The sequence below is a fragment of the Dietzia massiliensis genome, assembly GCF_018390595.1.
Classification (GTDB): domain Bacteria; phylum Actinomycetota; class Actinomycetes; order Mycobacteriales; family Mycobacteriaceae; genus Dietzia; species Dietzia massiliensis.
Genome location: NZ_JAHBAV010000019.1, coordinates 1 through 23800 on the forward strand (window position 1 = coordinate 1; position 23800 = coordinate 23800).

Here is a 23800-nt window from a genome sequence, read left to right on the forward strand (position 1 = left end):
GCTCAGGCCAGGGCGGCCCGGAGTTCGCGGGCTGTGGCGGTGGGGTCCGGGGCCGCGGTGATCGCGCGGACGACGACCACGCGGCTCGCCCCGGCGGCCAGCACCTCGGGCAAGGTGTCCGGGTCGATCCCGCCGATGGCGAACCACGGCTTGGGCGCCGCGGCCGGCCCGCCGCCCAGCCCGGCCGCGTGCCGCACGAGCCCGAGCCCCGGGGCGTGGCGGCCCGGCTTGGTCGGAGTCGGCCACACGGGGCCGGTGCAGAAGTAGTCCACCACCGGGTTCGCCGCCGCGGCGTCGACCTCGTCCGTCGCGTGGCACGACAGGCCGATCACCACGTCGTCGCCGACGATCCGCCGCGCCCACTCCACGGGTAGGTCGTCCTGCCCGACGTGCAGCACGTCGGCGCCGGCGGCCACCGCCACGTCGGCGCGGTCGTTGACCGAGAGCAGCGCACCGTGGGCGTCGCAGACCTCACGCATCACCGCGAGCGCGCGCAGCTCGTGCCCCGCCTCCAGCGGCCCGAGGTCGCGGTCGCCGGCCGAGTTCTTGTCCCGCAGTTGCACGATGTCGACGCCGCCTGTCAACGCGGCCGTGACGTCGCGGCGCAGGGCGGGGAAGTCGCCCGTCCAGCCCTGCGCGCGGGCGTCGTCGTCGAGGTGTCGGCGGGCGTCGATGCAGAGGTAGAGGAGGGCGTCGGCGAGGCGGGCACGGAGGCGGTCGGCGCGGGCGGTCATGGGTTCAACGGTAGGTGATGGCCCCTACTAGGCTGGCCGCCATGACCGTCGACCCCGCCCCGCCCGCCGCCCGTATCGGTGCGGGGCGGGTCGTGGTGGTCGGCGGCTCGGTGATCGGCCTGGCCTGCGCCTGGGCGATCGCCCGGTCCGGGGCCGCCGATGAGGTCGTCGTCCACGAGCCCGACGATTCCGGGCCCGGCGGCGTCCCCACCTCGGGCGCCGCGTGGGTCGCGGGCGGCATGCTCGCCCCGTTCAGCGAGGCGTGGCCGGGGGAGGAGGCGGTGTTCGCGCTCGGCGTGGACTCGCTCCGGAGGTGGCCGGGCTTCCTCGACGCGCTCGCCCCCCACGTCCCACCCGGTCCGCCCGTCCGCACGGCCGGGTACACGCACATGCTGGCGGTCGACGAGGCCGACGCCCGGGACCTCGACATGGCCATGGAGTGGGCCGCCAGCCAGCCCGACCCGACACGGGGCACCGACCCGGCCGGCACCAACGGCGGCGTCACCGAGGCCGATCTGCGTCGCGTGACCCGCCGCGAGCTCCGGGAGGCCGAGCCGTCCCTGGCCCGGGTCGCCCGCGCCGCCTACCGGATGGACTCCGAGGGCGCCGTCGACAACCGGGTCCTGCTCGCCGCCCTCACCCGTGCCTGTCGCGCCGAGGGAGTGACGTGGGTGCGCGGCGCCGTCTCCTCTCTCGACGACCTCGACGCGGACCGCGTCGTCCTCGCCGCGGGCACCGGCTCCGCCGACCTGGCGGGCCTGCCCGTGCGCCCGGTCAAGGGCGAGGTCCTCCGCCTGCGGTCCCGCCCCGGGTGTGAGGACCCGCCCCGCGGCGTCGTGCGGGCCTTCGTCCGGGGCCGGCCGCTGTACCTGGTGCCGCGCGCCGGCGGTCTCGTCGTGGGCGCCACCCAGTACGAACACGGCGACGACCGGCAGGTGACCGTCGCCGGGGTCCGCGACCTGCTCGCCGACGCCGAGACGATCTTCCCCGGCATAGGCGAGTACGAGCTGGCCGAGACGATCGCCGGGCTGCGGCCGATGTCGCCGGACAATCTGCCGATCCTCGGGGCCGACCCCCGCGACCCGCGGATCGTCCACGCCACCGGGCACGGCCGCAACGGGATCGCGTTGACGCCGGTCACCGCTGCGACCGTCGTCGCGACGCTGCTGGGGCGGGCCGTCCCGGAGTCGGCGGGCGCGGCGTCGCCCGACCGCTTCGCCCGCTCCTGACCCCGGTCGTGCCCGGCGGCTACGGTGGTGCCGTACGTCACGACTTCCTGCAGGAGGCCCCCATGATCGTCACCGTGAACGGTGAGGACCGCACCCTGGCCGATGGCGCGACCGTCCGCGCGCTCGTCACCGAGCTCGACCTGCCCGACGAGGGCGTCGCGATCGCCGTCGACGGCGTGGTGGTGCCCAGCTCGGGGTGGGACGACGCCGCGCTCGGCGCCGGCGCGGAGATCGACGTCCTCACGGCGGTCCAGGGTGGCTGAGGCCGCCCCCGGCCCCGTCGACGCGCCCGCCGCCCCCGACCACGGGGCGCGCGTCGCCGAGGTGCTGGACTCGCCGCTGGTCATCGCCGGTGAGGAGATCGGCTCCCGGCTCATCACCGGTACCGGCGGTGCCGGCAATCAGGAGGTCCTGCGTGAGGCGTTGATCGCCTCGGGCACCGCCCTGACCACCGTGTCGATCCGCAAAGTCGACCTGCGCCTCGGCTCGGACGGCCTCGGACTACTCGGGCTGCTGCGCGAGCTCGGCATCCGCCCGCTGCCCAACACCGCCGGGTGCCGGAGTGCCTCAGAGGCGGTCAAGACGGCCCGCCTGGCCCGCGAGGCGCTCGGCACCAACTGGGTCAAGCTCGAGGTGATCGCCGACGAGCGCACGCTCCTGCCCGACGGACTGGAACTCGTCGAGGCGGCCGAGGACCTGGTCGACGACGGATTCGTCGTCCTCCCCTACACCACCGATGATCCCGTCCTGGCCCGCCGACTGGAGGATGTGGGCTGCGCGGCCGTGATGCCCCTGGGCGCGCCGATCGGCACCGGCCTGGGGATCTGTAACCCGCACAACCTGGAGATGATCGTCGAGCGCGCCGGGGTGCCGGTGATCTGCGACGCCGGGATCGGTACCGCCTCCGACGCCGCCCTGGCCATGGAGCTCGGCTGCGACGGCGTCCTGCTCGCCACCGCCGTCACCCGCGCCGAGAACCCGCCGCTCATGGCCGCCGCGATGCGCGAGGCGGTCCGCGCCGGGTACGCCGCCCGCGTCGCCGGGCGCATCCCCAAGCGCTTCTGGGCGCAGGCCTCCAGCCCGCCGATCGACTGAGACGCCCGGGGCTCCGCCCGCCGGATCACTGCTCGACGCGCGGTACTCGGCGTACCTCGACCCCGCCCATCAGCGCGAGACCCGTGATCCTCAGGACAGGAGCGCCGGGCGGCGCTTGACGGACCGGCCGGGGATCGGGCTTCCATCGGCCCGACTCCTCCGCGAAACCGCCCATGAAGCCGATCCCGTCGACTTCCACGTGGACGTCGTCCGGGACGTTGATCTCGATACCGCCCATGATCGCGAACGCCCGGAGCACGGTCTCGCGGGACTGCAGCGACGCGCGCCTGAGGTCGATCTCGATACCGCCCATCAGCGCGACCGCGGTGTGTTCGGCCGGCAGGGTCCACGACCCGGTGCGCTCCACGCCGCCCATGACCGCGATGGAGGTGGCGGGCCCGCTGCCGCCCGTGACCCGCCGTTCGGGTGCGCGGTGCGGCCGCTCCGCCAACGTCGACTCGAGCTGATGGTGCGCGACCGGCAGGTCGTGGGTCAGCTCCAGCAGTTCGGACCGGAACCGGGCGCCGTACGCCGCAGCGGTCCGCTCGTCGAACTCGGCGAGGGTCAACCGGCCCTCCGAGTACGACTCCTGTAGTAGCTGAGCGGTCGCCTCCCGCTCGGCGTCCGAGGCGCGGACCGCCGGCAGCCGGCGGTCCGGTTCGGGCGTGACATCGTCCATGGTCAGGAGCCTAGACCTGCTCTTGCTGTACGCGGGCTGAGTAGGTGGACACACGACGCCGGGTCTGCGGCAGGCACACTGATGGCCATGATCGAGGTACGGAATCTCACCAAACGCTACGGCGGCTCCCTCGCCGTCGACGACCTCAGCTTCACCGTCCGCCCCGGCGTCGTCACCGGCTTCCTCGGCCCGAACGGTGCCGGTAAGTCCACGACGATGCGCATGATCGTCGGTCTGGACAATCCGACGTCAGGGGAGGCGCTCGTCAACGGCAGGCCGTACCGCGAACTCGAGCAGCCCGCGCACACGGTCGGGTGTCTGCTGGACGCCTCCTGGACGCACGCCAACCGTTCCGCGTCCGCGCACCTGAAGATGATCGCCGCAGCGGCCGGCCTGCCCGCGACCCGCGTCGACGAGGTGCTCGCCCTGGTGGGCCTGAGCGACGTCGCCGGCCGCAAGGTGGGCGGGTACTCGCTCGGCATGCGTCAGCGACTGGGCCTCGCCACCGCCATGCTCGGTGACCCCGAGGTGCTGCTGTTCGACGAGCCCGTCAACGGGCTCGATCCGGAGGGCATCCTGTGGATCCGGCGCTTCATGCACGCCCGCGCCGCCGAGGGCCGCACGGTGCTCGTGTCCTCCCACCTGCTGTCGGAGATGGCGCAGACCGCCCAGGACCTCGTGGTGATCGGTCGCGGCAAGCTGCGCGCGCAGACCTCGGTCGAGGAGTTCCTCTCGGCCGCCAAGTCCTCGGTCATCCTGCGCACGCCGCACGTCGACGAGTTCACCCAGGCCGCGCGTTCCGAGAACGTCCAGGCCACGTTCGACCCCCAGCAGGGCGTGTTCCTGATCGACGGCCTGCGGGCCCCCCAGGTGGGCGACCTCGCCGCCAGCCTGGGCATCACCGTCCACGAGCTGCACGAGAAGCGGGCGTCGCTGGAGGAGGCCTTCATGGCCCTCACCGACCAGGACGTCGAGTACCACGGTCAGGAGTCCACCCGATGAACCTGCTGAAGTCCGAGTGGATCAAGGTCACCACCACCAAAAGCGCCTACTGGCTGTACGCGATCGGTATCGCGTTGGCCGTCCTGCTGGCCGTGATCATCGGCCAGTTCGACCAGTCCGCCACCGACCCGATCGCCGGTGAGGCCGGCGGCGGCAGCGACCCGCTGTTCGCCATCCTCGGGGTCAGCGCGTTCACGGTACTGCTGGTGTGGATCGCCGCGATCGTCGGCGTCACCGGCGAGTACCGCTACCACACCGCCAAGGCGACCTACCTGACGACGCCGTCGCGCTGGCCCGCGATCGTCGCCAAGACCGTGCTGTTCACGATCCTGTCGATCGTCGTCACCGCCGTCTCGGTGATCGTCGCGCTGCTGGTGGCTGGGGCGCTGTCCGGCAACGAGTCGTGGACGCCGTTCTCCGGTGACGGACTCACCTACCTCTGGCGTTTCCCCGTCTACGCGGCACTCGGCACGCTCGCGGTCATGGGACTGGCGTACATCATGCGCAACGCCGCCGGGACGATCTCCCTGTTTCTCGTCTGGATTCTGGCGCTGGAGGGGATGGTGTCGCTCATTCCGAGGGTGGGTGAGGACCTCGCGGGATGGATGCCGTTCGCTAACGGTGATTACTGGACCCAGGGTGAGGCGGCCAAGGGCTACATCACCTGGGGTGAATGGCCGGCGTTCGCGCTCTACGCCGCGGTGTGCGTCGTCCTGTGGGCCGTGGGCCTGGTGATGACCCTGCGCCGCGACGCCTGACCTCGCGCCGCGACCTCTGACCCGCGCCGGGGTGCCCGCGGATTCACGCTCGCGATGCGCCGGACTGGGCCGCCCTTCAGGGGTAGGGTTGGAATCGATACTCGGTCGGCCCTAAGGAGTCGAGATGACCGGCGGAACTTCGCTCAAGCTCGTCCACAACACCGATAGAGACCGTTTCGAGCTGTGGGACGGCGAGACCTTCATGGGACTGGTCGGGTACGAGAAGGACGGCGACGTCTACATCCTCCTGCACACCGTGATCGAGGAGCGGTTCGGTCAGCAGGGCATCGCCCGACTGCTGGTGAGCCTGGTCCTCACCCGCCTGCGGCTCGACGGGCTGAAGATCCGCCCGGTGTGCAGCTACGTGCGCCGCTTCCTCGTGCGGTTCCCCGAGTACCAGTTGCTCGTCGCCCCCAACTGACACGCCGCGTCACGCCGCGCGCACCACGGCCGGCTTCGCCACGGCGGGGAGGATGCTCGCCACGACGGGGGAGGATGTCCGACCCGATCCGTAGTGTGGGCGGCGGAAGACCGGCCAGCGAACAGGACACCTCATGACTTACCCGCCGCAGGGCGACAACGCCGACAACGCCGACAACACCTCCTCGTCCGGGTACACGGACTACTCCGCACAATCCGGATACGGCGGCCAGTCCGGAGCGGGGCAGGGCTCGTACGGGACAGGCGGCTACGGCCAGGAGGCGTACGGGCAGCAGGCGTACGGGCAGGGCTCCTACGGGCAGGGTGGCTACGGCTCGCAGACGCCCGCGTACTCCGGTTCGGGCGGCTTCGCCGCGGCTCCCGGTGCCCGCCCCGGGCCGCCGTCGAACGTGGGGTGGGCGGTCGCCTCGATCCTGTTCTTCTGGCCCCTGTCGTTCATCGCGATGACGCGGGCGCTGGAGGTCTACCCGCTCTGGGCCGCCGGGCGGTACGCCGAGGCCGAGGCCGCCAGTGCGACCGCCAAGCGGCTCGGGATGATCTCGCTCGCGATCGTGGCGGTCCTCATCATCCTGTACCTGATCTTCATCTTCGCGATGGTCGGCCTGGCCTCGAGCGGCTACTAGCGCTCCGCCGAGGCGGGCGCGCTGCCGACCCGGTATCGAGTCGGCAGAACGCCCGGCCGCGTCAGGCCAGGCCCAGGCGCGGGGCCTCGATCGCCGGGCACGCGTCCATCACCACGTCGAGGCCCGCATCCCTCGCCCGCTTCGCGGCGGCCTCGTCGATCACGCCCAGCTGCAGCCAGACGGCCTTCGCGCCCGCGGCGATGGCGTCGTCCACCACGCCCCCGGCGAGCTCGGAGTTGACGAACACGTCCACGACATCGATCTCGCCGGGGACCGACGCCAGGTCCGGATACCCCTGTTGGCCGTGGACCGTCTCCGCCTTCGGGTGGACGGGCACGATCTCGTGACCGAGGTCGCTGACGAACGCGCCGATCCGGTACGCGGTGCGCGAGGTGTTCGAGGACAAGCCGACGACGGCCCACCGTCCCTTCTCGGACAGCAGACGCTCGATGACGGCCGGATCATTGGAATGGCTCATACCCCGTGCAAGGCCCCACGGCGCCCAGACATTCCCGCGCGAGCAATCAGTCCCCGACGGCGTCTGCGCGCGGGGCGCTTCCTTCGCAGGCTCAGTCAGTCCCCGACGGGCCTTATGCGCGGGAACATCGCTTCGCTCGCTGGCGCTCGCTCCGCTAGTCCCCGACGGCGTCCTTGCCGCGCTGGACGATCCGCGGGTCCGGCTCGAACACCACCTGGTGGTCCTTCTCCGGGTAGTCGAACTGGTTGAGGAAGTAGCGCATCGCGTTGATGCGGGCCCGCTTCTTGTCGTTGGACTTGATGGTCGTCCACGGCGCCCACTCGGTGTCCGTGCGCCGGAACATCTCCTCCTTGGCCTCGGTGTACTCGTCCCACTTGCCCAGCGACTCCAGGTCCATGGGGGAGAGCTTCCACCGGCGCACGGGGTCCAGCTGCCGGATCGCGAACCGGGTCTTCTGCTCCTCGCGGGTCACCGAGAACCACAGCTTGGTGAGCCCGATACCCGACTCGACCAGCATCTTCTCGAACATCGGCGCCTGCTGCATGAACGTCTCGTACTGCTCGTCGGTGCAGAACCCCATGACCCGCTCGACGCCGGCGCGGTTGTACCAGGAGCGGTCGAACAGGACCAGCTCACCGCGGCTGGGCAGGTGGGTGACGTAGCGCTGGAAGTACCACTGGTGCAGCTCGGTCTCGGTGGGCTTGATGAGCGCCACGACGCGGGCCTGACGGACGTTGATGTACTCGGTGAACCGCTTGATCGTCCCGCCCTTGCCCGCGGCGTCGCGGCCCTCGAACACGATCACCTGCCGGTGCCCGGACTCGGCCTGCCAGCGCTGGAACTTCAGCAGTTCGATCTGCAGGAGGTACTTCTCGACCTCGTACTGGTTGCGGTCCATCCGCTCGTCGTACGGGTAGTTCTCCCGCCACGTGTCGACCGCACGGCCGGTGATGTCGATGAGGTCGGGGTCCTCGCCGTGATCGTCACGGACGGTGAAGCCCTCGGCGCGCAGCCGGTCGATGTAGTGCCGTAGCTGGAACGTGGACATCGGCGTCTAGTCGAGTTCCACCACGACGGGCGCGTGGTCGGAGGCGCCCTTGCCCTTGCGCTCCTCGCGGTCGATGAAGGCGCCGGTGACGCGGGCGGCCAGCGCGGGGGAGTGCAGCTGGAAGTCGATGCGCATGCCCTTACGCTTGGGGAAGCTGAGCCCGGTGTAATCCCAGTACGTGTAGACGCCCGGACCGGGGGTGTACTCGCGGGTGACCTCGCGGAACCCGGCGCCGTCGAACGCGGCGAACGCCAGCCGCTCGGGGCCGGAGACGTGGGTCTTGCCCTCGAAGACCTCCATGTCCCACACGTCCTCGTCGAGCGGCGCGACGTTCCAGTCGCCCACGAGCGCGACCTGGGCGTCGGGGTCGGCGACCAGTTCGGCGGCGGCGTGGTCACGCAGTCGGGCCAGCCACTCGAGCTTGTAGGTGTAGTGCGGGTCGGACAGTTCACGGCCGTTGGGCACGTAGAGGCTGTAGACGCGGACGCCGTCGCACACCGCGGAGATCGCGCGCGCCTCCGGGTCCTGCGACTGCTCTGGATCTTTGTGGAAGCCGGGCATGCCGTCGAAGCCGAGCCGCACGTCCTCGAGCCCGACGCGGGAGGCCACGGCGACGCCGTTCCACTGGCTCAGGCCGTGGTGGGCGACCTCGTAGCCCAGTTCGCGGAAGTCCTCCTCGGGGAACTGCTCGTCCTTGCACTTGGTCTCCTGCATCGCCAGGACGTCGACGTCGGACCGGTCGAGCCAGGCGAGCACGCGGTCCTTGCGGGCTCGAATCGAGTTCACATTCCAGGTGGCCAGGCGCATGGGTGCGAGTCTATTGCGCGCCGCGCGGCGGCGTCACCGTGGGAGGCGGGGACTGGTCGACGACGACGAGGTGCCGCAGCGAATGGTGCGGTTCGAGTCCGAGCTTGGCCCACAGGCCGCGCCCGGCGGTGTTGTCCGCGAACACGTGCAGGTGACACTCCCGCGCGCCCAGGCCGAGTCCCCAGTCGACGAGCGAGCCGGTGACGACCTCCGCGAGGCCGCGGCGGCGGTGGGCGTCGGCGGTCTGCACGCAGGACACGGCGACGCGCGCCTGCCCGTCGGGCCCGGCGGTGACGGCGCCGCGGGCGATGGCGGCCAGCTCGCCGCCCTCTTCGAGGCGGGCGAACACGACGTGGCCGCCGGGGCCGGGATCGCCGCTGTCCGGTCCGTCGGTGAGGATGCCGGCCGTGGCGAGCATCGCGGGCCGCACGCGCTCGGGGTCCAGGCCGGCGGTGGCGTGGTAGAGGGCCAGCCAGTCGTCGTCGGGGCGGTCGGCCAGGGTGACGGCGGGCCGGGTGTCGGCCGGGAAGGCGGCGTCGACCACGGCGAGCAGCGCCTCGCTGTCCGCAGTGCAGAGGAACAGGTCACGGTCGGCGCGGATGCGCGCGGAGTCCACCGGCGCGCCGTCGAGCATCATGCGCTCGACCTTCACGAGCCGCTCGACGTCGACCAACCGCAGCGGCAGGCCGCGGGCGGCGTACCAGTCGCGCACCCCGTCGAGGTCCTCGCAACTGGCCCACGGCAGGACGGGCACGGCCGAGTTCCCGCGATACGACCAGTCGTCGCCGGCCCGACAGAACCAGCCGTCGACCAGCTCGTACTCGGGGCACGGCCACGCCAGCGCACCCGCGTACTCGTGCGCCCGGACGTCGCGGGCCCGCACCGGCCGCGGGGGCAGGACCTTGAGCACGGCGACGTCCGCGTCGGGGATCCGCAGCTCCTCGCCGGACTCCCGGCGGACGATCAGCTCCGGCTCGAGCGCCACCACGTGACCGATGACGTCCGTGTACAGGTGCGAGGCCTCACCGGGAGCCAGATGGCGACGCACGACCACGCGTTCGCCCACCGCCACCCGGCGGCCGGAGTTCCACCGGGACCGACCCGACAGACCCCGGTCCTGCTCAGCCATGGTCGGTGACGACCTCGTCGTCGTCGCCGTCCCAGTCCTCCTCGTCGGCGAACGGGTCCGGGTCGGTGGCCGGATCCCAGCTCAGGCCCGGCACACCCCAGCCCGCGTCGCGGATGTGGCGCTTGGCGGCCTTCTTGTTCCGCCCGATGAGATGGTCGGTGTAGACGAAGCCGTCCAGGTGGCCGACCTCGTGCTGCAGGCAGCGGGCGAACAGGCCGTACCCCTCCACGGACACCGGCTCGCCGTGCTCGTCGGTGCCGGTCACGCGCGCCCACCACGCACGCCCGCGCGGGAAGTTGACGCCCGGGACGGACAGGCAGCCCTCGAGGTCGTCCTCGGGGTCCGGCATGGTCTCGGGGATCTCGGACGTCTCGAGGACCGGGTTGATCACGCAGCCGCGCCGGTTGAGCCAGCCGCCGCGCGCCTCGACCTCCTCGCGGGAGAGTCCCTCGCCGTCCTCGCTGTCCAGGTCGGGGCAGTCGTAGACGAACACGCGCTTGCGGACGCCGATCTGGTTGGCGGCCAGGCCCACCCCGTTGGCCGCGTCCATCGTCTCGTAGAGGTCCCGGACGAGGTCCGCGATCTCCTCGGGGGACTCGGTGACGGGCTCGGTGGGCGCGTGGAGCGCGGGATCGCCGAGGATGACGATGGGACGGACGGCCATGGTGGCCGATTCTAGTGCGCCGGCGATGGCGGGGTGTCGCAGGCGTGTGGTTCACTACGGGGGAATCACAACGGTGTAATCCGGCTGGAGTCCTGGCCGGGTCGCCGGCCCGAGCGCCGGCTGGGGCGTCGGGTACGGCGCCCGTCGGTACACGAGGAGGTGCGCACATGGGTCGATCGGCTGCCGCGACGCGTGAGGCGTCCACCGGGGGCGACCGGGGGGACGAGCTGCACGCCGCCGACCCCGTCCTGTCGGAGCGGGATCAGAAGATGCTCGAGTTCGAGCGGCAGTGGTGGAAGTTCGCCGGCTCCAAGGAGGAGGCGATCCGGCAGCAGTTCGACATGTCGGGCACCCGCTACTTCCAGATCCTCAACGACCTCATCGACCGCCCCGAGGCGCTGGCCGCCGATCCCCTGCTCGTCAAACGCCTGCGCCGCATGCGTTCGAGCCGCCAGAAGGCACGCGCGGCGCGCAACCTGGGAATGCGCCTCGACTGACCTAGACTCGGGCGCGTGAGCTCCCAGTCCGAGAACCCGCAGTACGCCCCGCAGCCCGGCGATCCGGAGCACGGCGATCCCCGGTACGACGACGCACGGTACGGCGACCCCCGGGACGGCGGCCCGTACGACGCCAACGACCCCTACGACCCGGGCGCGGAGGGCGGGGTCGACGAGCCCAGCGGACCGCCGTACCGCGCCATCGCCATGGTGTTGCTGTCGGCGGTCGTGCTCGCTGTGGGCATCGGTCTGGTGCAGCTGTTCGGGGGCGACGACGACGAGGCGGCCCCCACCGCCGACGAGGGCACCTCCCAGGTCGAGCAGGACGGCTCGGCCGGTCAGGACGCGGACGGCCAGCCCGCGCAGGGTGAGGCCGGCGGGGCCGAGGGCGCACCCGCCCAGGGCGGCGCTCCCGTTGGTCAGGACGGCGCGGCGGGAGCGTCCGGCGAGGCCGGCGGTGACGCCCAGCCCGGCGATCCCGCCGCCCCGGCCGACCCGCCCGCGGCCGGGCAGCCTCCCGCCCAGCCCGGCGCGCCCGGACCGGACGTGACCAGCGTGCCGGTGCAGATCTTCAACAACAGCACCGTCACCGGCCTGGCAGCCCGCACGGGCGAGTCGCTGCGCGAGAACGGCTTCGCGGTGGGCGACGTAGCCAACATGCCGTCCAACCGCGGGGTGGTGGCGGAATCCACCGCGTTCTACGGCACCGCGCCCGGCGAGCAGCAGGCCGCCCAGGCCATCGCCGCCCAACTGGGGATCACCGCCAAGCCGCGTCCTGCGGATCTGGCGGGGGAGGCTCCCGGGGTGATCGTGATCGTCACCCAGGATCTCGACCGCTGACCCCTGAGGATATGATGAGCCCACGCGTCCGGCCCGCCCGCGGGACGCACGCCCAGTAGCGACTTGCAGCTTCCCGAGATCGAAGGAGCCCCCATGGCCCCGCGTCAGACCGCCCGCCGCATCCTGGTCGCGGGTCCCGCACTCGCCCTCGCGTTCGCCGTTGCCGCGTGCAGCCCCAACCAGGAGCCGGCCGATCCCGACGCGCCGTACACGCTGCCCACGTACTCCGAGGAGTCCGCGCCCCACTCCTCCATCCCGGAGACGCAGGAGACCGACGACCCGGACACGATCGAGGACTTCGAGGCCGGCACCACCGCGACCGGCATCCCCGGTGAGGGTGGCGACGAGGGCGGCGGCCAGGCCACCACTGACGACGGACTCCCGGTGCCGGGCGCCGGGCAGCAGGCCGGCAGCGCGGTCCCGACGCAGCCGGCTCCCTGATCTTTCGTCCGGTCACCGGACCCGCGAGCCCCGCACCCGAGGAGACGGGTGCGGGGCTCGCGTCGTGTGTGGCCGCAGGCGGCGCCAGGCCCGGCGCTCAAGCCCCGGCTCTGCGGCCCGCGGTGCGGCTCAGAGGGGTCCACGGCCGTCGAGACGGGGGCCGGTGTACTTCTCCAGCACGGGCGCCTCGTGGGTGATGGTCCCGTCCTCCACACTCTCGCGGTAGGCGAGATTGCCCACCCGGTTGGCGATCACGGGTGCGGCGCACACGGCCACGATCGCGGTGAGGACGAGCATGCCGAGGTCGATGTCCGGGAAAACCCGGATCCCCGCGCCGATGAGGACGAGGACCAGCCCGAGCACCTGAGGTTTGGCCGCCGGGTGCATTCGGCTGAGGGTGTCGCGGAACCGCACGAGGCCGATCGCGCTGCACAAGGTCAGTAGCGCGCCGGCGAGAACGAACAGCGCGGCGATGATCTCGATGAGGTCGTCGCTCATGAAATGGCCTCCTCGGGGCTGCCGATGTTGTCGCTGACGCGGAACCGGGCCACGGACACCGAACCCAGGAACGCGACCAGCGCCAGCGCGACGAGCGCCGCTGCGGGAGTGGTGTCCTTCGTCCACGCGATGTAGACGGCGATGCCCCCTTGAGCGACGGCGACCATCATGTCGAGGGAGATGAGCCGGTCGAGGGTGTTGGGTCCGCCGACCAGACGGATCATCGTCACGAACAGCGCGGCAGTCAGCGCGATGATCGCCAGGATCCAGAGGACGAGTGCGACGCTCACCAGGGTCCCTCCTCTTCCGTCGTGGGATCGAACGGCTTCTTCTCGTCGCCGTCGGGGCCTGCGGGGTTGTCGGGGCCGGCGGCCCGGTCGGCGTCGGGATCTGCCGGGTCCGTGTCGCCGGCGGGATCCACCGGCTCCGCGGGCGCCACGGTGCTCGCGGCGCTCGGGGCCCTGTCGGCGGGGGCCGAGTAGTGCCCGGGGCTCGGCCTCCAGTCCTCGTCTCGCTCGAAGGCGCGGAGGTAGAGCTTCTCCACGTGTGCGGTCTGGCGGCGGAACTGCTCCACGGCCTCGTCGGTACCGGCGTCCAGGACGTGCACGTAGACGTAGCGGGCCACCGGGTCGACTCGGACCACGATGCCGCCGGGCAGCAGGTTGAGGGTGTTCACCGCCAGGGCGAGGGTGAAGTCTGACTTCAGTCGCATCGGCGCGCGCAGCACCGCGGACCGGGGTGGCGCCTTCGGCCGGATCGACTGCCAGGAGACGATCAGCGACGACCGGATCAGGTAGAACGCCACGACCAGCACGAGCCAGACCGTGGACAGCGGCCGGAGCAGACCCTCGACCGGCACCCGCGGCAGGGGCAGGACCACCATCACCAGGATCGCCACGAGCAGTCCGGAGACGACGGTGCCGATGTCGAAGCCGCCCCACAGCAGTACCCAGGCGAAGGCGAGCCACAGCGTCATGAAGACGCGGGCGCCGAGCACCCGCAGGTCGGGAGAAGGCTTGCGTCCCATGTCAGCGCACCCCCGTCACGGAGTCGACGTACCGGTCGGGTGAGGTGTCGGTGGGGACCGTGTAGAGGTACTCGGCGCGCTCGCGCAGGGTGGCGGCGGCGCCGTCTGCCACCCGGAGCAGCGGTCCGGCGAAGATCGTCATGAGCAGCGAGACCACGATGAGCGCCCATGTCGGGGCGAGCATGCTCCAGGGCATCTTGCCGACCTCCTCACGCTCGTCGAACTCGACGTACTCGTCGGAGGGGAGGAGGGACAGCGGCCGGGCCAGCGCAAGGGCACCCTCCGGGGCGTCGGCCCGCGGCCGCCAGAAGGCCTTGGACCACACGCGCGCGACCACGTAGAGCGTCAGCAGGCTGGTGACCATGGCGCCCGCGATGAGCACCCACAGCAGGGCTCCGCCCTTCTCCGCGCCGGCCTGGACGACCGCGAGCTTGCCGATGAACCCGGAGAACGGGGGGATGCCTCCGAGGTTGAGCGCGGGGACGAGGAACGTGACCGCGAGGACGGGACTGGCGACGCCGAGGGATCCGAGCCGGCGCAGGGACGACGACCCCGCCTGGCGTTCGATCAGACCGACCACGAGGAAGAGGGTCGTCTGGACGATGATGTGGTGCCCGACGTAGTAGATCGCCGCGCTGAGCCCGGCTTCGCTGGACAGCGCGATGCCGAAGATCATGTAGCCGATGTGACTCACCAGCGTGAACGACAGTATTCGCTTGATGTCGGACTGGGCGATCGCGCCGAGGATGCCCACGACCATCGTGAGAAGACCGGCGACGAGCAGTACCCCGTCCATCCCGCCCCCGGGGAACACGAGGGTGTGGAAGCGGATGATCGCGTACACGCCGACTTTAGTGAGCAGGCCGGCGAACACGGCGGTGACCGGGGCGGGAGCGGTCGGGTAGGAGTCGGGCAGCCAGGTGGAGAGCGGGAAGACCGCGGCCTTGATACCGAACGCCACGAGGAACACTGCGAAGATCGTGTTGCGCAGGCCTTCCGGCACCTCCGCCATCCGCGTGGCCAGCTGAGCCAGGTTGAGCGTGCCGACGGCCGAGTACGTCAGCGCGATCCCCAGCAGGAAGACCATGGACGAGACCATCGACACGACGGTGTACGACACCCCCGCGCGGACGCGTTCCTGGCTGGCCCCGAGCGTGAGCAGGACGTAGGACGCGGCCAGGAGCATCTCGAACCCGACGAACAGGTTGAACAGGTCGCCCGCGATGAAGGCGGCGTTGAGTCCCGCCGCCAGCGCGAGGTAGGTGGGCAGGAAGATCGAGGTGGGCTGGTCGCCGTCGCCGTCGCGGACACCCTGCCCGACGGCATAGATGATGACCGTCAGCAGCACGATGGCGGCCACACACAGCATCAGGGCGCTGAGCCGGTCGGCGACCAGGGTGATGCCGACCGGGGCGTCCCACCCGCCCACCTGCACCGTGTGCATGCCGTGCGAGTCCGTGAGCACCAGCAGGAGCCCGGAGATGACGAGCAGGGCGGACAGGGTCGTGATGGTGATGATGTTCTGGACCCGCGGCCGGCGGGAGACCACCAGGCACAGCGCGGCCGCGAGCAGCGGCAGGAGGACGACGGAGGGGATGAGGTACCCGAAGAGGTCGGGAGAGATCACAGTTCCTCCTCCTTACCGGCCTTCTTGTACCGCCGCTCTCGTCTGTCGACCTCCCGCGCCTCGGCCTCGGCTTTCGCCCTGGCCTCTGCGCGGGCCTCCGCCCGGGCTTCGGCTTCGGCCTCGGCTTCCTCGAGGTCCTCGTCGTCGTAATCCACGTGGTCGCCGAGTTCGGTGGGCTGGCCCGTGGTCTGGTCGTCCGAGGCGTCGCGGTCCGGAGCGGACCAGGCGTCGGTGGGGGAGCGTTGGGCGATCTTGGTGTCCTCGGCGTCGTCCGCGACCTCGTCCACAGTGGTGAACTGATAGGAGCGGTAGGCCAGGGCCAGGATGAACGCACCCACGCCGGCGGTGATGACGATCGCGGTGAGGATCATCGCCTGGGACAACGGATCCGAGTCGACGGTGTTGTCGCCCCATGACCGGCCGCGGATGGGCGGGTTCCCCGGGGCTCCACCGGCCGCGAGGATGAGCAGGTTGACGCCGTTGGACAGGATCATGATGCCGAGCAGGATCTTGATGATCGCGCGCTCGAGAAGCAGATAGACACCGGTGGCGCTGAGGACACCGGCCATGAGTAGGAGTGCGAAGTCGGCGGTCATGGCATCCCCTGGGGTGTGGTGCCCTGGTTCTCGGCGGCCTCGAGACGCGCGGCGCGGCGCGCGGCCAGGTCGGACCGTGGAGCTTCGCTGTCGACGCCGGGGACGCGGCGCAGGGCGGCGGTGGAGGGCGAGTCGGTGGCGTCGACGTAGACGGCCCTGAGCTCCTCGAGGTCCTCGGCGTCGAGGTCGAGCCGCGCTCCCAGGCTGCGGAGGATGTCGAGGACCAGGCCGACGACGATGAGGTACACGCCCGCGTCGAAGAACAGCGCGGTGACGAGCTTGACCTCACCGAACACGGGCAGCGTCCACTCGAAGGTGGCGCTGGACAGCGGCGGCGCACCGAGGGCCATCGAGGCGGCGGCGGTACCGGCGGCCAGCAGGAGGCCGGCGCCGAGGATCCGTCCGGCATCGATCGGGACGGCCTCGCCGAGTTCGTAACGGCCACCCGCGAGGTAGCGCAGAACGAGCGCGAGACCCGCGACCAGCCCCCCGGCGAAACCGCCGCCGGGGTTGTTGTGGCCGGCGAAGAAGAAGAACAGGCTCAGGATCATCATCGTGGGGAAGATGAGACGGGTGGTGACCTCGAGGACGAGCGAGCGGGCGCGGGGGTCGCGCACGGTCGCGCCGACCAGCCACCGGCCGGGCGAAGCCCCCGGTGCCTCGATGACGATCCGGGCCGCCTCCATCCCGCGCCGTCCGGAGCGGGTCTTGTCGGCGTCAGCGATGCGTGGCCCGGAGCCGTAGCGACGATTGCGGAAGACGAGGCTGGCCACACCGGTCGCGGCGACCAGCAGCACGGTGATCTCGCCGAGGGTGTCCCAGGCGCGGATGTCGACGAGGGTGACGTTGACGGCGTTGGCGCCGTTGCCGATCCGGTAGGCGATGTCCGGGAAGACCGTGGACACGGCCGGGTCCTGGCGGGCGTTGATGGCGTACGCGCCGACGATGACGACGAGGAGTCCCACGCCGATGCCGAGCCAGGCGCGCAGGCGGCGGAAGCCGTCGGACAGGGGCACCTCGGCGGGCATCGTGCGCAGGACCAGCACGAACGTGACCATCATCAGCGTCTCGACCAGCACCTGGGTGAGCGCGAGGTCGGGAGCACCGTGGAAGGCGAAGATCACGGCGACGCCGTAGCCGGTCACGGACATGCTGACGACGGCGGCGAGGCGGTTGCGCAGGACGGTGGCGGCCACCGCGGCGACGGTCATGGGGATCATGACGAACAGCACGACCGGATTAGCGGACAGTTCCATCCGCAGGCCCTCGCGGGTGCCGACCAGCAGGGACACGAAGGGGAACACCACGAGCGTGAACAGGATGATGCCCAGGGTCAGCGGGAGGGAGCCGCGCTGGATGCTGGCGGTCAGGCGCAGAGACAGGATGTCGAAGAAGCGCAGGACGGCGTCGTAGATGCGGTCCGCGTTACCCAGGGCGGGCGTCTCGAACTGCATCCGCTCCACGGTCCGCTGCGCGACGTAGAGCATGGTGCCGAGGACGTATACGACCGCGGTGAGCGCGAGCGGGACACCGAACCCGTGCCACAGCCCGAGGTGGTAGGGCTCCTCGCCCGCCCACGGGCTGCCTGGCGGGAACGCGACGTCGACGAACCGGGTGAGCAGCGCCTCGACGGGGGCCGACCACACACCGAGCACGAGGCCGGCGACGGAGAGGAGCGCGGGCACGGAGAGGAAGAGCGGGGTGGCCGGATTCGACTCGGCGACCGCGGGGCTGGTCCCGTCCGGGAAGAACGGCTTGGAGCGGAACGCGCCCATGACGAGGCGGGCGGTGTAGGAGAAGGTGAGGACCGAGCCGACGACCAGGCCGGCGGTGACGACGAGCGCCGGCATGCCGTGGAGCCGCTCCTCGGTCAGCGTGGTGGCGAACGCGGACTCTTTGCCGACGAATCCGAGGAAGGGCGGCAGACCGGCCATCGACGCGGCGGCGAGGGTGAAGAAGACGGCGAGAGCGGGGCTCTTGCGTCCCAGACCGGACAGTTCGCGGATCTCCCGGGTGCCGGTGGTCCTGTCGATGACGCCGACGGCCATGAACAGCGCGGACTTGAACAGCGAGTGCGCCAGCAGCATCGTGAGTCCGGCGAGCATCGTGTCGCGCGATCCGATGCCGACCAGGACCAGCAGGAACCCCAGCTGGGACACGGTTCCGAAGGCGAGCACCAGCTTGAGGTCGGTTTCCCGCAGGGCGCGCCAGCCGGCCATGAGCAGGGACACCAGGCCGAGAACGATGAGCGCCAGCTGCCACGTCGACGATCCGGACAGGCCCGGGCTGAAGGCGGCGACGAGGAAGACCCCGGCCTTGACCATCGCCGCGGAGTGCAGGTAGGCGCTCACCGGCGTGGGTGCGGACATGGCTCCGGGGAGCCAGAAATGCAGGGGGGCGATGGCGGATTTACTCGTCGCGCCGACGATCACCAGGCCGAGAGCCCAGTGGACGAGAGAGCCGGACGGCGGAGAGGCGACGATCTCGCTGAGCAGGTAGGTCCCGGCCTCCTGGGCCAGGATGATCATGCCGACCAGCATCGCCAGGCCGCCGAGTGTGGTGACGAGCAGGGCTTGTGTGGCGGCGCGGCGGGATGTCGCCCGCTCCGCGTAGTGGCCGACGAGCAGGAAGCTCAGGACGGAGGTGATCTCCCAGAAGGTGTAGAGCAGCACCATGTTGTCGGCCACGACCAGGCCGAACATGACTCCGGCGAACGCGACCATCTCGGCCGCGAACAGGTGCAGACGTGGCTCGGTGTCGTCGAAGTACCAGGTGCAGTAGAACAGGACGAGCGCGCCGACGCCCAGTGCGATGAGGGACATCAGTGCGGACAGCGCGTCCATTCGCAGGTCCAGCGTCAGGTGGATGCCGGGCGCCCACTGGAGGGTCTCCGTGGGCACACGGTCGAGATTGGCGGCCACCCATACCGCGCCGCCGGCGGGGACGAGCGCCAGCAGCGGGAAAGCGCGGCGTCCGAGCCTCAGCACCAGTGGGATCGCGATCAGGGCGGCCACGGCATGGGCCACGAGGATCACGATCACCGGCGGCTCCTCTCCTTGCGTCGATCGGACGACGACATGCGGATGGACCCGCCGGGAGGGGGCGGGCGACCGGTGTCGACCGGGGCGTGGTTACTGCGCTTACTTTACAGAACAGCGTTTCGAGCCGCTTTCACCGCAGGTGAAGACGGGTCGCTGCGCTGAGCAGCGCGGAGATGGACGCCTCCGCCGCGGTCTGGCCGAAGCCGAGTGCCCACGTCTCGCGCCTGCCGCTCGTCGCTCGCAGGATGGTGCACCACGACGACGTCGCCTCGTCGAACCCGCGCCCCTCGTACTGGTGGAACCGCTCGATCTCGGCGGGCGCGCCGACCCGGCTCAGCATCTCCGACATCGCCGTGAGGTCGCCACAGGACTCGGTGGTGAGACGGTGAGCGCGGAAGTCTCCGGGCGCGTCGTCGGCGGTGCGGGTGGCCAGGATCGCCTCGTAGGCGGTGATCCCACGACCGAGCGGGCGCCGCGAGAAATCGGCCAGGTGGAAGTGGTCGGACGAGGGGGCGTAGGTGTCGACGAGGGCCCGCCAGTCCATCCCGGCCGCCTCCTCGGCGAATCCGCGGGGCATGCGCCGCCCGAAGCGTTCGGCGAAGGGGCAGGGCGTCTCGGCGTCGCGGGCGGTGGTGGCATCGGAGCCGGCGCTGCGGATGGTGCGGCCGTTGATGGCGCCGCGGAGGTGGTGCGCGGGGGCGTTCATGGTGTTCTCGCTTCTCGACGTCGGTGAGGATGACCGACGGAGAAAGAGCAACCACGCAACGGGGGTGCCGGTCTGTCAGGCCCCGTTACGTCCGGTTACTACGAGAATCTTCCGCATGGTCCCCACCATAGGCCGCCGCCCGCGGACCCGGCAAGCCCGTGTGGCCGACGCCTCGGGGTCCCGGGCCCGCTCAGTCGGCGCGCCGCTCCGCGTAGAGCCGCAGGTTCTCGACCTGGTCGGGGTCGAGCGACGGCCGCACGGCGCTGCGGGCGCGGGCCACGTCGTCGGCGGTGACCTCGGCCGCGTCGATGTCGCGGCGCATGGCGGTCAGCGCCGACTCGCGCAGCAGGGCCGCGCAGTCGGCGGCGGAGTATCCGTCGAGGTCGGCGGCGAGCTCGTCCAGGTCCACGTCGTCGGCCAACGGGACGTCACGGCCGGCCGCGCGCAGGATGTCGGCGCGGGCCTCCGCGTCCGGCGGCGGCACGAACACCAGTCGCTCGAGCCGCCCCGGTCGCAGCAGTGCGGGATCGATGAGCTCGGGTCGGTTGGTGGCGCCGAGGATGACCACGTCGCCCAGCGGTTCGGCGCCGTCGAGTTCGGTGAGCAAGGCGGCCACGACGCGGTCGCCCACGCCGGAGTCGCCGGTCTGGCCGCGACGTGGGGCGAGGGCGTCGATCTCGTCGAGGAACACCAGGGACGGCGCCGAGTCGCGGGCTTTGCGGAACAGGTCGCGGACCGCCTTCTCCGACGACCCGACCCACTTGTCCATGAGCTCGGCGCCCTTGACCATGTGCACGGTCAATCGCCCACTCGCCGCGAGCGCACGGACCACGAACGTCTTGCCGCAGCCGGGCGGGCCGTACAGCAGGACACCCCGCGGTGGCTGCACGCCGAGGCGCTCGAAGGACTCGCGGTGCTGCAGCGGCCACAGCACCGTCTCGGTGAGCGCCTGACGCACCTCCTCCATGTCGCCGACGTCGTCGAGCGTGATCGAGCCCAGGCTCAGCTCCTCCGTCCCCGAGCGGGAGAGCGGCCGGATCACGCTGATGGCGCCGAGGAGGTCCTCCTGCTCGAGGCGGGCGCCGGAGAGGGCGTCGTCCGCGGCTCCCGTGCCGTCGGTGCCGCCGTCGGTGCCGCCGGCGGCACGGGCGGCCGCGCGCAGGGCCGCCTCGCGGGTCAGCGCCCGCATGTCGCCCGCCACGTAGCCGGGCGTGCGGTCGGCGACGGCGGACAGGTCGAGGTCCGCGGTGGGCACGTCCCGCAGCATGACGGCCAACAGGGCGGCGCGGTCGGCGGCGTCGGGCAGCGGCAGGTCCAGGACGCGGTCGCACACGTCGGGCTCGCGCAGTCGGGAGTCGGCGTCCTCCGGCCGGACGCACGTCGCGACCAGCGCCGCACCCGGGGCCGCGACCACCGACCTCAACCGGTCCAGGACCAGGGTGGAGACCGGCTCGGACTCGGCCGGCAGCAGCGCGTCGACGTCGGTCACCAGCAGGATCCCGCCGTGTTCACGCGTGCGCTCGGCGGCCGCCCGCACCGCCTCCAACCGTGACGCCGGGTCGAGGGAGCCGACCGACGGCCCGTCGATCACCTCGAGACGCCGGTCGCCGGCGACCGACCGCACGAGCGTCGCCTTGCCGACCCCCGGCGGCCCCGCCACCAGGACCCCGAGGTGCGGCGACGCGCCGAGCGTCCGCAGCAGTTCCGACCGGTCCAGCGCGAGCGAGAGCCACTGCTCCAGCACCTCGGCCTGGTCGCCCACGCCCACGAGATCCTCGCGCGCGACGGCCGTGATGGCCGAACCGTCGGCCCCACCCGCGCTCCCGGCACCCGCGGTCGGCCCGGCGGCCGCGGTCCCGGACGACCCCGGAGCGTGGACGCGGCCCGCGGCGGGACCGGCGGGGGAGAGGGAACTCGTCGTCGTCGCCGTCGTCCCCGCCGCGCCCGTCACCACCGCGGTGGTGGGCTGCACGGACACGATGCCGTCGGGAACGGTCGCGGTCACGGTGAGCAGCTCCGTGCTCCACTGCGCGCCCATCGTGTTGCGTAGGGTGCGGGTGGTGTCCCCGGTGGGGAAGTCGGGCCCGAGGTCGCGGGGCAGCAGCGTCACCGAATCGCCGACGCGCACCACCTTGCCCAGCAGCGCCGACCGCAGCACCCGCTCGGCGACCCCCCGCCCCGCCGGCGGGAGCCCCTGCACCTCGATCGACTGCGCACCCGTGACCTGCGCGGCCCGCACGGTGACGCGTGCGTCCTCGCCGAGACCACAGTTGGCGGCCACGACTTCGTCCACCACGAGGATCCCGCTCGGCGAACCCGGCTTCGCGGCGGCCACCACCGCCCCCGTGGTCCGGGCGCCGACGATCTCGATCGCGTCCCACTCCCGCATCCCCAGCGCGAGGATCACCTCGGGGTGCGCGCGCACGATGCCCCGGCGGGAGTCGGCCGCGGAGGCGGACAGTCGCAGGGTCAGGTCCAGATCCGGGCGCGCGTTCACGCCGCCGAGCCTATCGGCGCGCCGTCACGGCCCGGCGGTCAGAGGCCGACGCTGTGCTTGATGGCGTTCCACGCGACGGGGATCTGGCGCGAGTAGTAGGACCAGTTGTGCATGCCCGTGGGGAGGTGGTCGATGCGCGCCGGGATCCCCAGCTGCCGCAGGCGGCGGTCGGCGTCCCACGTGCACCGGTCCGTGGCCTGCTCGAGCGCCATGCCGGCGACGAAGTTGGCCGCGTCGTTGTTGTACGCCTCCCAGTCACCGGGGTTGGCCACGCCGGTGCTGGACGAGAGATAGATGGCCTTGCCGCGCAGGTTCTCCGCGTTGATGAGGGCGTCGTGGGCGGCCCACTGCTCGTTGCCGGGCTCGCCCCACATGTTGGTGAGCGTCGCGCCGCGGCTCTCGACCGTGTAGCGGGTGAGGATCTGGCCGAGCGCGTCGGTGGAGTAGCAGCCGGAGACGCCGAACACGCCGTTGTACAGGTCCGGGTGCCGGGTCGCGATGGTCACGGCCGCGCCGGCGCCCATCGAGATGCCGCCGATCGCGCGGTTGGTGTTGGCGCTGAGGCGGGGCTCGGCGATCCGCGGGAGGTCGCGGGTGATGAACGTTTCCCACTTGCTGATGCCCAGCACGGGGTCGGGCGCGTTCCAGTCGGACCACATGGAGCCCTGGCCACCCGTGGGGATGATGAGGTTGACGTTCTGATCGGCGAACTGCTCGGCCGCGCCCCACTGCATGAAGCCGCTGGGCAGCTCGGAACCCACGCCGTCGAGGAGGTAGAGGAACGGCGCGCCGGCGCCGCCGCCCGGGGCGCGGAAGACCTCGACGGTGATGCCGCGCTGCATGTCCGCGGAGTCGATGAGCCAGCGCTCGTAACGGCCGTTCTTCTCCAGGACCTCGACGAACTTCGTCTCGCGGATGTTCGGGTTGGGCTGCGGCGACGGCGGCGGCGGGCCGGCGAACATGTTGGGCGAGAAGCCGAGCCGGTGGGCGATGTTCATCATCGACGAGCCCGAAGAGCCGGGGAGGTTGCCGAAGTAGAGGAGTTGGCTCAGGCTCTCGGGCGAGATGGTGCCGAGGGCGTCGTTGGCGACCTGCTCGGGGCTGATCGAGCCGGGCAGGCCCTGGGCCTGCGCCGATGCCGGGAGGAGGCCGACGCTCAGGGCCGCGGCGGCGGCGGTGGCGAGCAGGGCGCGGCCCGCTCGGCGGGCGGCGGAGGCCCGCCGGGTGCTCGGCACGGCGGCGCCGGGTGCGGGGACGGTCATGGCGGCTCCTTGCTCCGGGCAGCCGGGACTGGACAGCCGCCACTGCCCCACTATCGCACTGTTCCGTCACACTGTTACCGG

At 71.7% G+C, this 23800-nt stretch carries 26 protein-coding genes; 10 read left to right on the forward strand and 16 right to left on the reverse strand.

Going from position 1 to position 23800, the window contains the following annotated elements:
- Positions 1–2: 2 nt before the first annotated feature.
- Positions 3–734 carry a thiamine phosphate synthase gene (thiE, locus tag KHA85_RS07275; protein WP_213185303.1) on the reverse strand — a complete coding sequence of 244 codons (732 nt, stop codon included), beginning with the start codon at positions 732–734 and terminating at the stop codon, positions 3–5.
- Between the two features lie 41 nt (positions 735–775).
- Between thiE and thiO the strand changes: the two genes are divergently transcribed.
- The 3 genes from thiO to KHA85_RS07290 all read left to right on the forward strand — a co-directional run bounded on the left by thiO (position 776) and on the right by KHA85_RS07290 (position 3058).
- Entirely contained in the window at positions 776–1963 is a 1188-nt protein-coding gene (thiO, locus tag KHA85_RS07280; protein ID WP_213185304.1) for a glycine oxidase ThiO, read from the forward strand.
- Between the two features lie 62 nt (positions 1964–2025).
- On the forward strand, positions 2026–2226 hold the full coding sequence (gene thiS, locus KHA85_RS07285; protein ID WP_043566308.1) for a sulfur carrier protein ThiS: 201 nt from the start codon (positions 2026–2028) through the stop codon (positions 2224–2226).
- A 61-nt stretch (positions 2227–2287) separates the two neighbouring features.
- Complete coding sequence (locus KHA85_RS07290) at positions 2288–3058, forward strand: thiazole synthase (RefSeq protein ID WP_063973891.1); 771 nt, start codon at positions 2288–2290, stop codon at positions 3056–3058.
- Positions 3059–3083: 25 nt separating this feature from the next.
- Here the strand turns inward: KHA85_RS07290 and KHA85_RS07295 are convergent, their stop codons facing one another.
- Positions 3084–3737, reverse strand: coding sequence for a DUF1707 SHOCT-like domain-containing protein (locus KHA85_RS07295; protein ID WP_236885335.1), 654 nt, complete (start codon positions 3735–3737; stop codon positions 3084–3086).
- Between the two features lie 87 nt (positions 3738–3824).
- Between KHA85_RS07295 and KHA85_RS07300 the strand changes: the two genes are divergently transcribed.
- The 4 genes from KHA85_RS07300 to KHA85_RS07315 all read left to right on the forward strand — a co-directional run bounded on the left by KHA85_RS07300 (position 3825) and on the right by KHA85_RS07315 (position 6561).
- The gene (locus KHA85_RS07300; protein ID WP_063973888.1) at positions 3825–4739 is read left to right on the forward strand and encodes an ABC transporter ATP-binding protein; all 915 of its coding nucleotides are present in this window, start codon (positions 3825–3827) and stop codon (positions 4737–4739) included.
- Positions 4736–5497 carry an ABC transporter permease gene (locus KHA85_RS07305; protein WP_007627314.1) on the forward strand — a complete coding sequence of 254 codons (762 nt, stop codon included), beginning with the start codon at positions 4736–4738 and terminating at the stop codon, positions 5495–5497. The genes KHA85_RS07300 and KHA85_RS07305 overlap by 4 nt, the downstream gene beginning before the upstream one ends.
- 124 nt (positions 5498–5621) lie before the next feature.
- Complete coding sequence (locus KHA85_RS07310; RefSeq protein WP_007627316.1) at positions 5622–5918, forward strand: GNAT family N-acetyltransferase; 297 nt, start codon at positions 5622–5624, stop codon at positions 5916–5918.
- Positions 5919–6051: 133 nt separating this feature from the next.
- Positions 6052–6561, forward strand: a complete 510-nt coding sequence (locus KHA85_RS07315) for a CD225/dispanin family protein (protein WP_061227930.1) — start codon at positions 6052–6054, stop codon at positions 6559–6561.
- Positions 6562–6622: 61 nt separating this feature from the next.
- Here KHA85_RS07315 and KHA85_RS07320 read toward each other — a convergent pair whose 3' ends face one another.
- From KHA85_RS07320 to KHA85_RS07340, 5 genes are all read right to left on the reverse strand, one after another.
- Positions 6623–7039, reverse strand: a complete 417-nt coding sequence (locus KHA85_RS07320) for a CoA-binding protein (RefSeq protein WP_213185305.1) — start codon at positions 7037–7039, stop codon at positions 6623–6625.
- 154 nt (positions 7040–7193) lie between these two features.
- The gene (ppk2, locus tag KHA85_RS07325; RefSeq protein ID WP_007627323.1) at positions 7194–8087 is read right to left on the reverse strand and encodes a polyphosphate kinase 2; all 894 of its coding nucleotides are present in this window, start codon (positions 8085–8087) and stop codon (positions 7194–7196) included.
- A gap of 6 nt (positions 8088–8093) precedes the next feature.
- Positions 8094–8894 carry an exodeoxyribonuclease III gene (locus KHA85_RS07330; protein WP_063973757.1) on the reverse strand — a complete coding sequence of 267 codons (801 nt, stop codon included), beginning with the start codon at positions 8892–8894 and terminating at the stop codon, positions 8094–8096.
- Positions 8895–8904: 10 nt separating this feature from the next.
- Complete coding sequence (locus tag KHA85_RS07335; protein WP_213185306.1) at positions 8905–10023, reverse strand: GNAT family N-acetyltransferase; 1119 nt, start codon at positions 10021–10023, stop codon at positions 8905–8907.
- On the reverse strand, positions 10016–10687 hold the full coding sequence (locus KHA85_RS07340) for a peptide deformylase (protein WP_213185307.1): 672 nt from the start codon (positions 10685–10687) through the stop codon (positions 10016–10018). The genes KHA85_RS07335 and KHA85_RS07340 overlap by 8 nt, the downstream gene beginning before the upstream one ends.
- A 167-nt stretch (positions 10688–10854) precedes the next feature.
- Here KHA85_RS07340 and napA point away from each other — a divergent pair, with 167 nt between their 5' ends.
- From napA to KHA85_RS07355, 3 genes are all read left to right on the forward strand, one after another.
- Positions 10855–11184, forward strand: coding sequence for a nucleoid-associated protein NapA (napA, locus tag KHA85_RS07345; RefSeq protein ID WP_213185308.1), 330 nt, complete (start codon positions 10855–10857; stop codon positions 11182–11184).
- 15 nt (positions 11185–11199) lie between these two features.
- Positions 11200–12024 carry a LytR C-terminal domain-containing protein gene (locus KHA85_RS07350; RefSeq protein ID WP_308936890.1) on the forward strand — a complete coding sequence of 275 codons (825 nt, stop codon included), beginning with the start codon at positions 11200–11202 and terminating at the stop codon, positions 12022–12024.
- Positions 12025–12117: 93 nt separating this feature from the next.
- A complete protein-coding gene (locus KHA85_RS07355; RefSeq protein ID WP_213185309.1) occupies positions 12118–12465 on the forward strand; it encodes a hypothetical protein in 348 nt (115 codons plus the stop codon).
- Positions 12466–12594: 129 nt separating this feature from the next.
- Here KHA85_RS07355 and KHA85_RS07360 read toward each other — a convergent pair whose 3' ends face one another.
- From KHA85_RS07360 to KHA85_RS07400, 9 genes are all read right to left on the reverse strand, one after another.
- Entirely contained in the window at positions 12595–12963 is a 369-nt protein-coding gene (locus KHA85_RS07360; RefSeq protein ID WP_061227938.1) for a cation:proton antiporter, read from the reverse strand.
- Positions 12960–13253 (reverse strand): monovalent cation/H+ antiporter complex subunit F, encoded by a 294-nt coding sequence (locus KHA85_RS07365; protein WP_213185310.1) that lies wholly within the window; start codon positions 13251–13253, stop codon positions 12960–12962. The genes KHA85_RS07360 and KHA85_RS07365 overlap by 4 nt, the downstream gene beginning before the upstream one ends.
- Positions 13250–13990: a Na+/H+ antiporter subunit E gene (locus KHA85_RS07370; RefSeq protein ID WP_213185311.1), complete on the reverse strand. Its 741-nt coding sequence runs from the start codon at positions 13988–13990 to the stop codon at positions 13250–13252. The genes KHA85_RS07365 and KHA85_RS07370 overlap by 4 nt, the downstream gene beginning before the upstream one ends.
- 1 nt (position 13991) lies before the next feature.
- Positions 13992–15617 carry a Na+/H+ antiporter subunit D gene (locus KHA85_RS07375; RefSeq protein WP_061227941.1) on the reverse strand — a complete coding sequence of 542 codons (1626 nt, stop codon included), beginning with the start codon at positions 15615–15617 and terminating at the stop codon, positions 13992–13994.
- Positions 15614–16213, reverse strand: coding sequence for a Na(+)/H(+) antiporter subunit C (locus tag KHA85_RS07380; protein ID WP_061227942.1), 600 nt, complete (start codon positions 16211–16213; stop codon positions 15614–15616). The genes KHA85_RS07375 and KHA85_RS07380 overlap by 4 nt, the downstream gene beginning before the upstream one ends.
- Entirely contained in the window at positions 16210–19254 is a 3045-nt protein-coding gene (locus KHA85_RS07385) for a Na+/H+ antiporter subunit A (RefSeq protein WP_131885411.1), read from the reverse strand. Before KHA85_RS07385 ends, KHA85_RS07380 begins: the two co-directional genes overlap by 4 nt.
- A 130-nt stretch (positions 19255–19384) precedes the next feature.
- Complete coding sequence (locus KHA85_RS07390) at positions 19385–19960, reverse strand: hypothetical protein (RefSeq protein ID WP_213185312.1); 576 nt, start codon at positions 19958–19960, stop codon at positions 19385–19387.
- A 190-nt stretch (positions 19961–20150) separates the two neighbouring features.
- Complete coding sequence (locus KHA85_RS07395) at positions 20151–22457, reverse strand: AAA family ATPase (RefSeq protein ID WP_213185313.1); 2307 nt, start codon at positions 22455–22457, stop codon at positions 20151–20153.
- A gap of 38 nt (positions 22458–22495) precedes the next feature.
- Positions 22496–23719, reverse strand: a complete 1224-nt coding sequence (locus KHA85_RS07400; protein WP_213185314.1) for an alpha/beta hydrolase — start codon at positions 23717–23719, stop codon at positions 22496–22498.
- Positions 23720–23800: the final 81 nt, after the last annotated feature.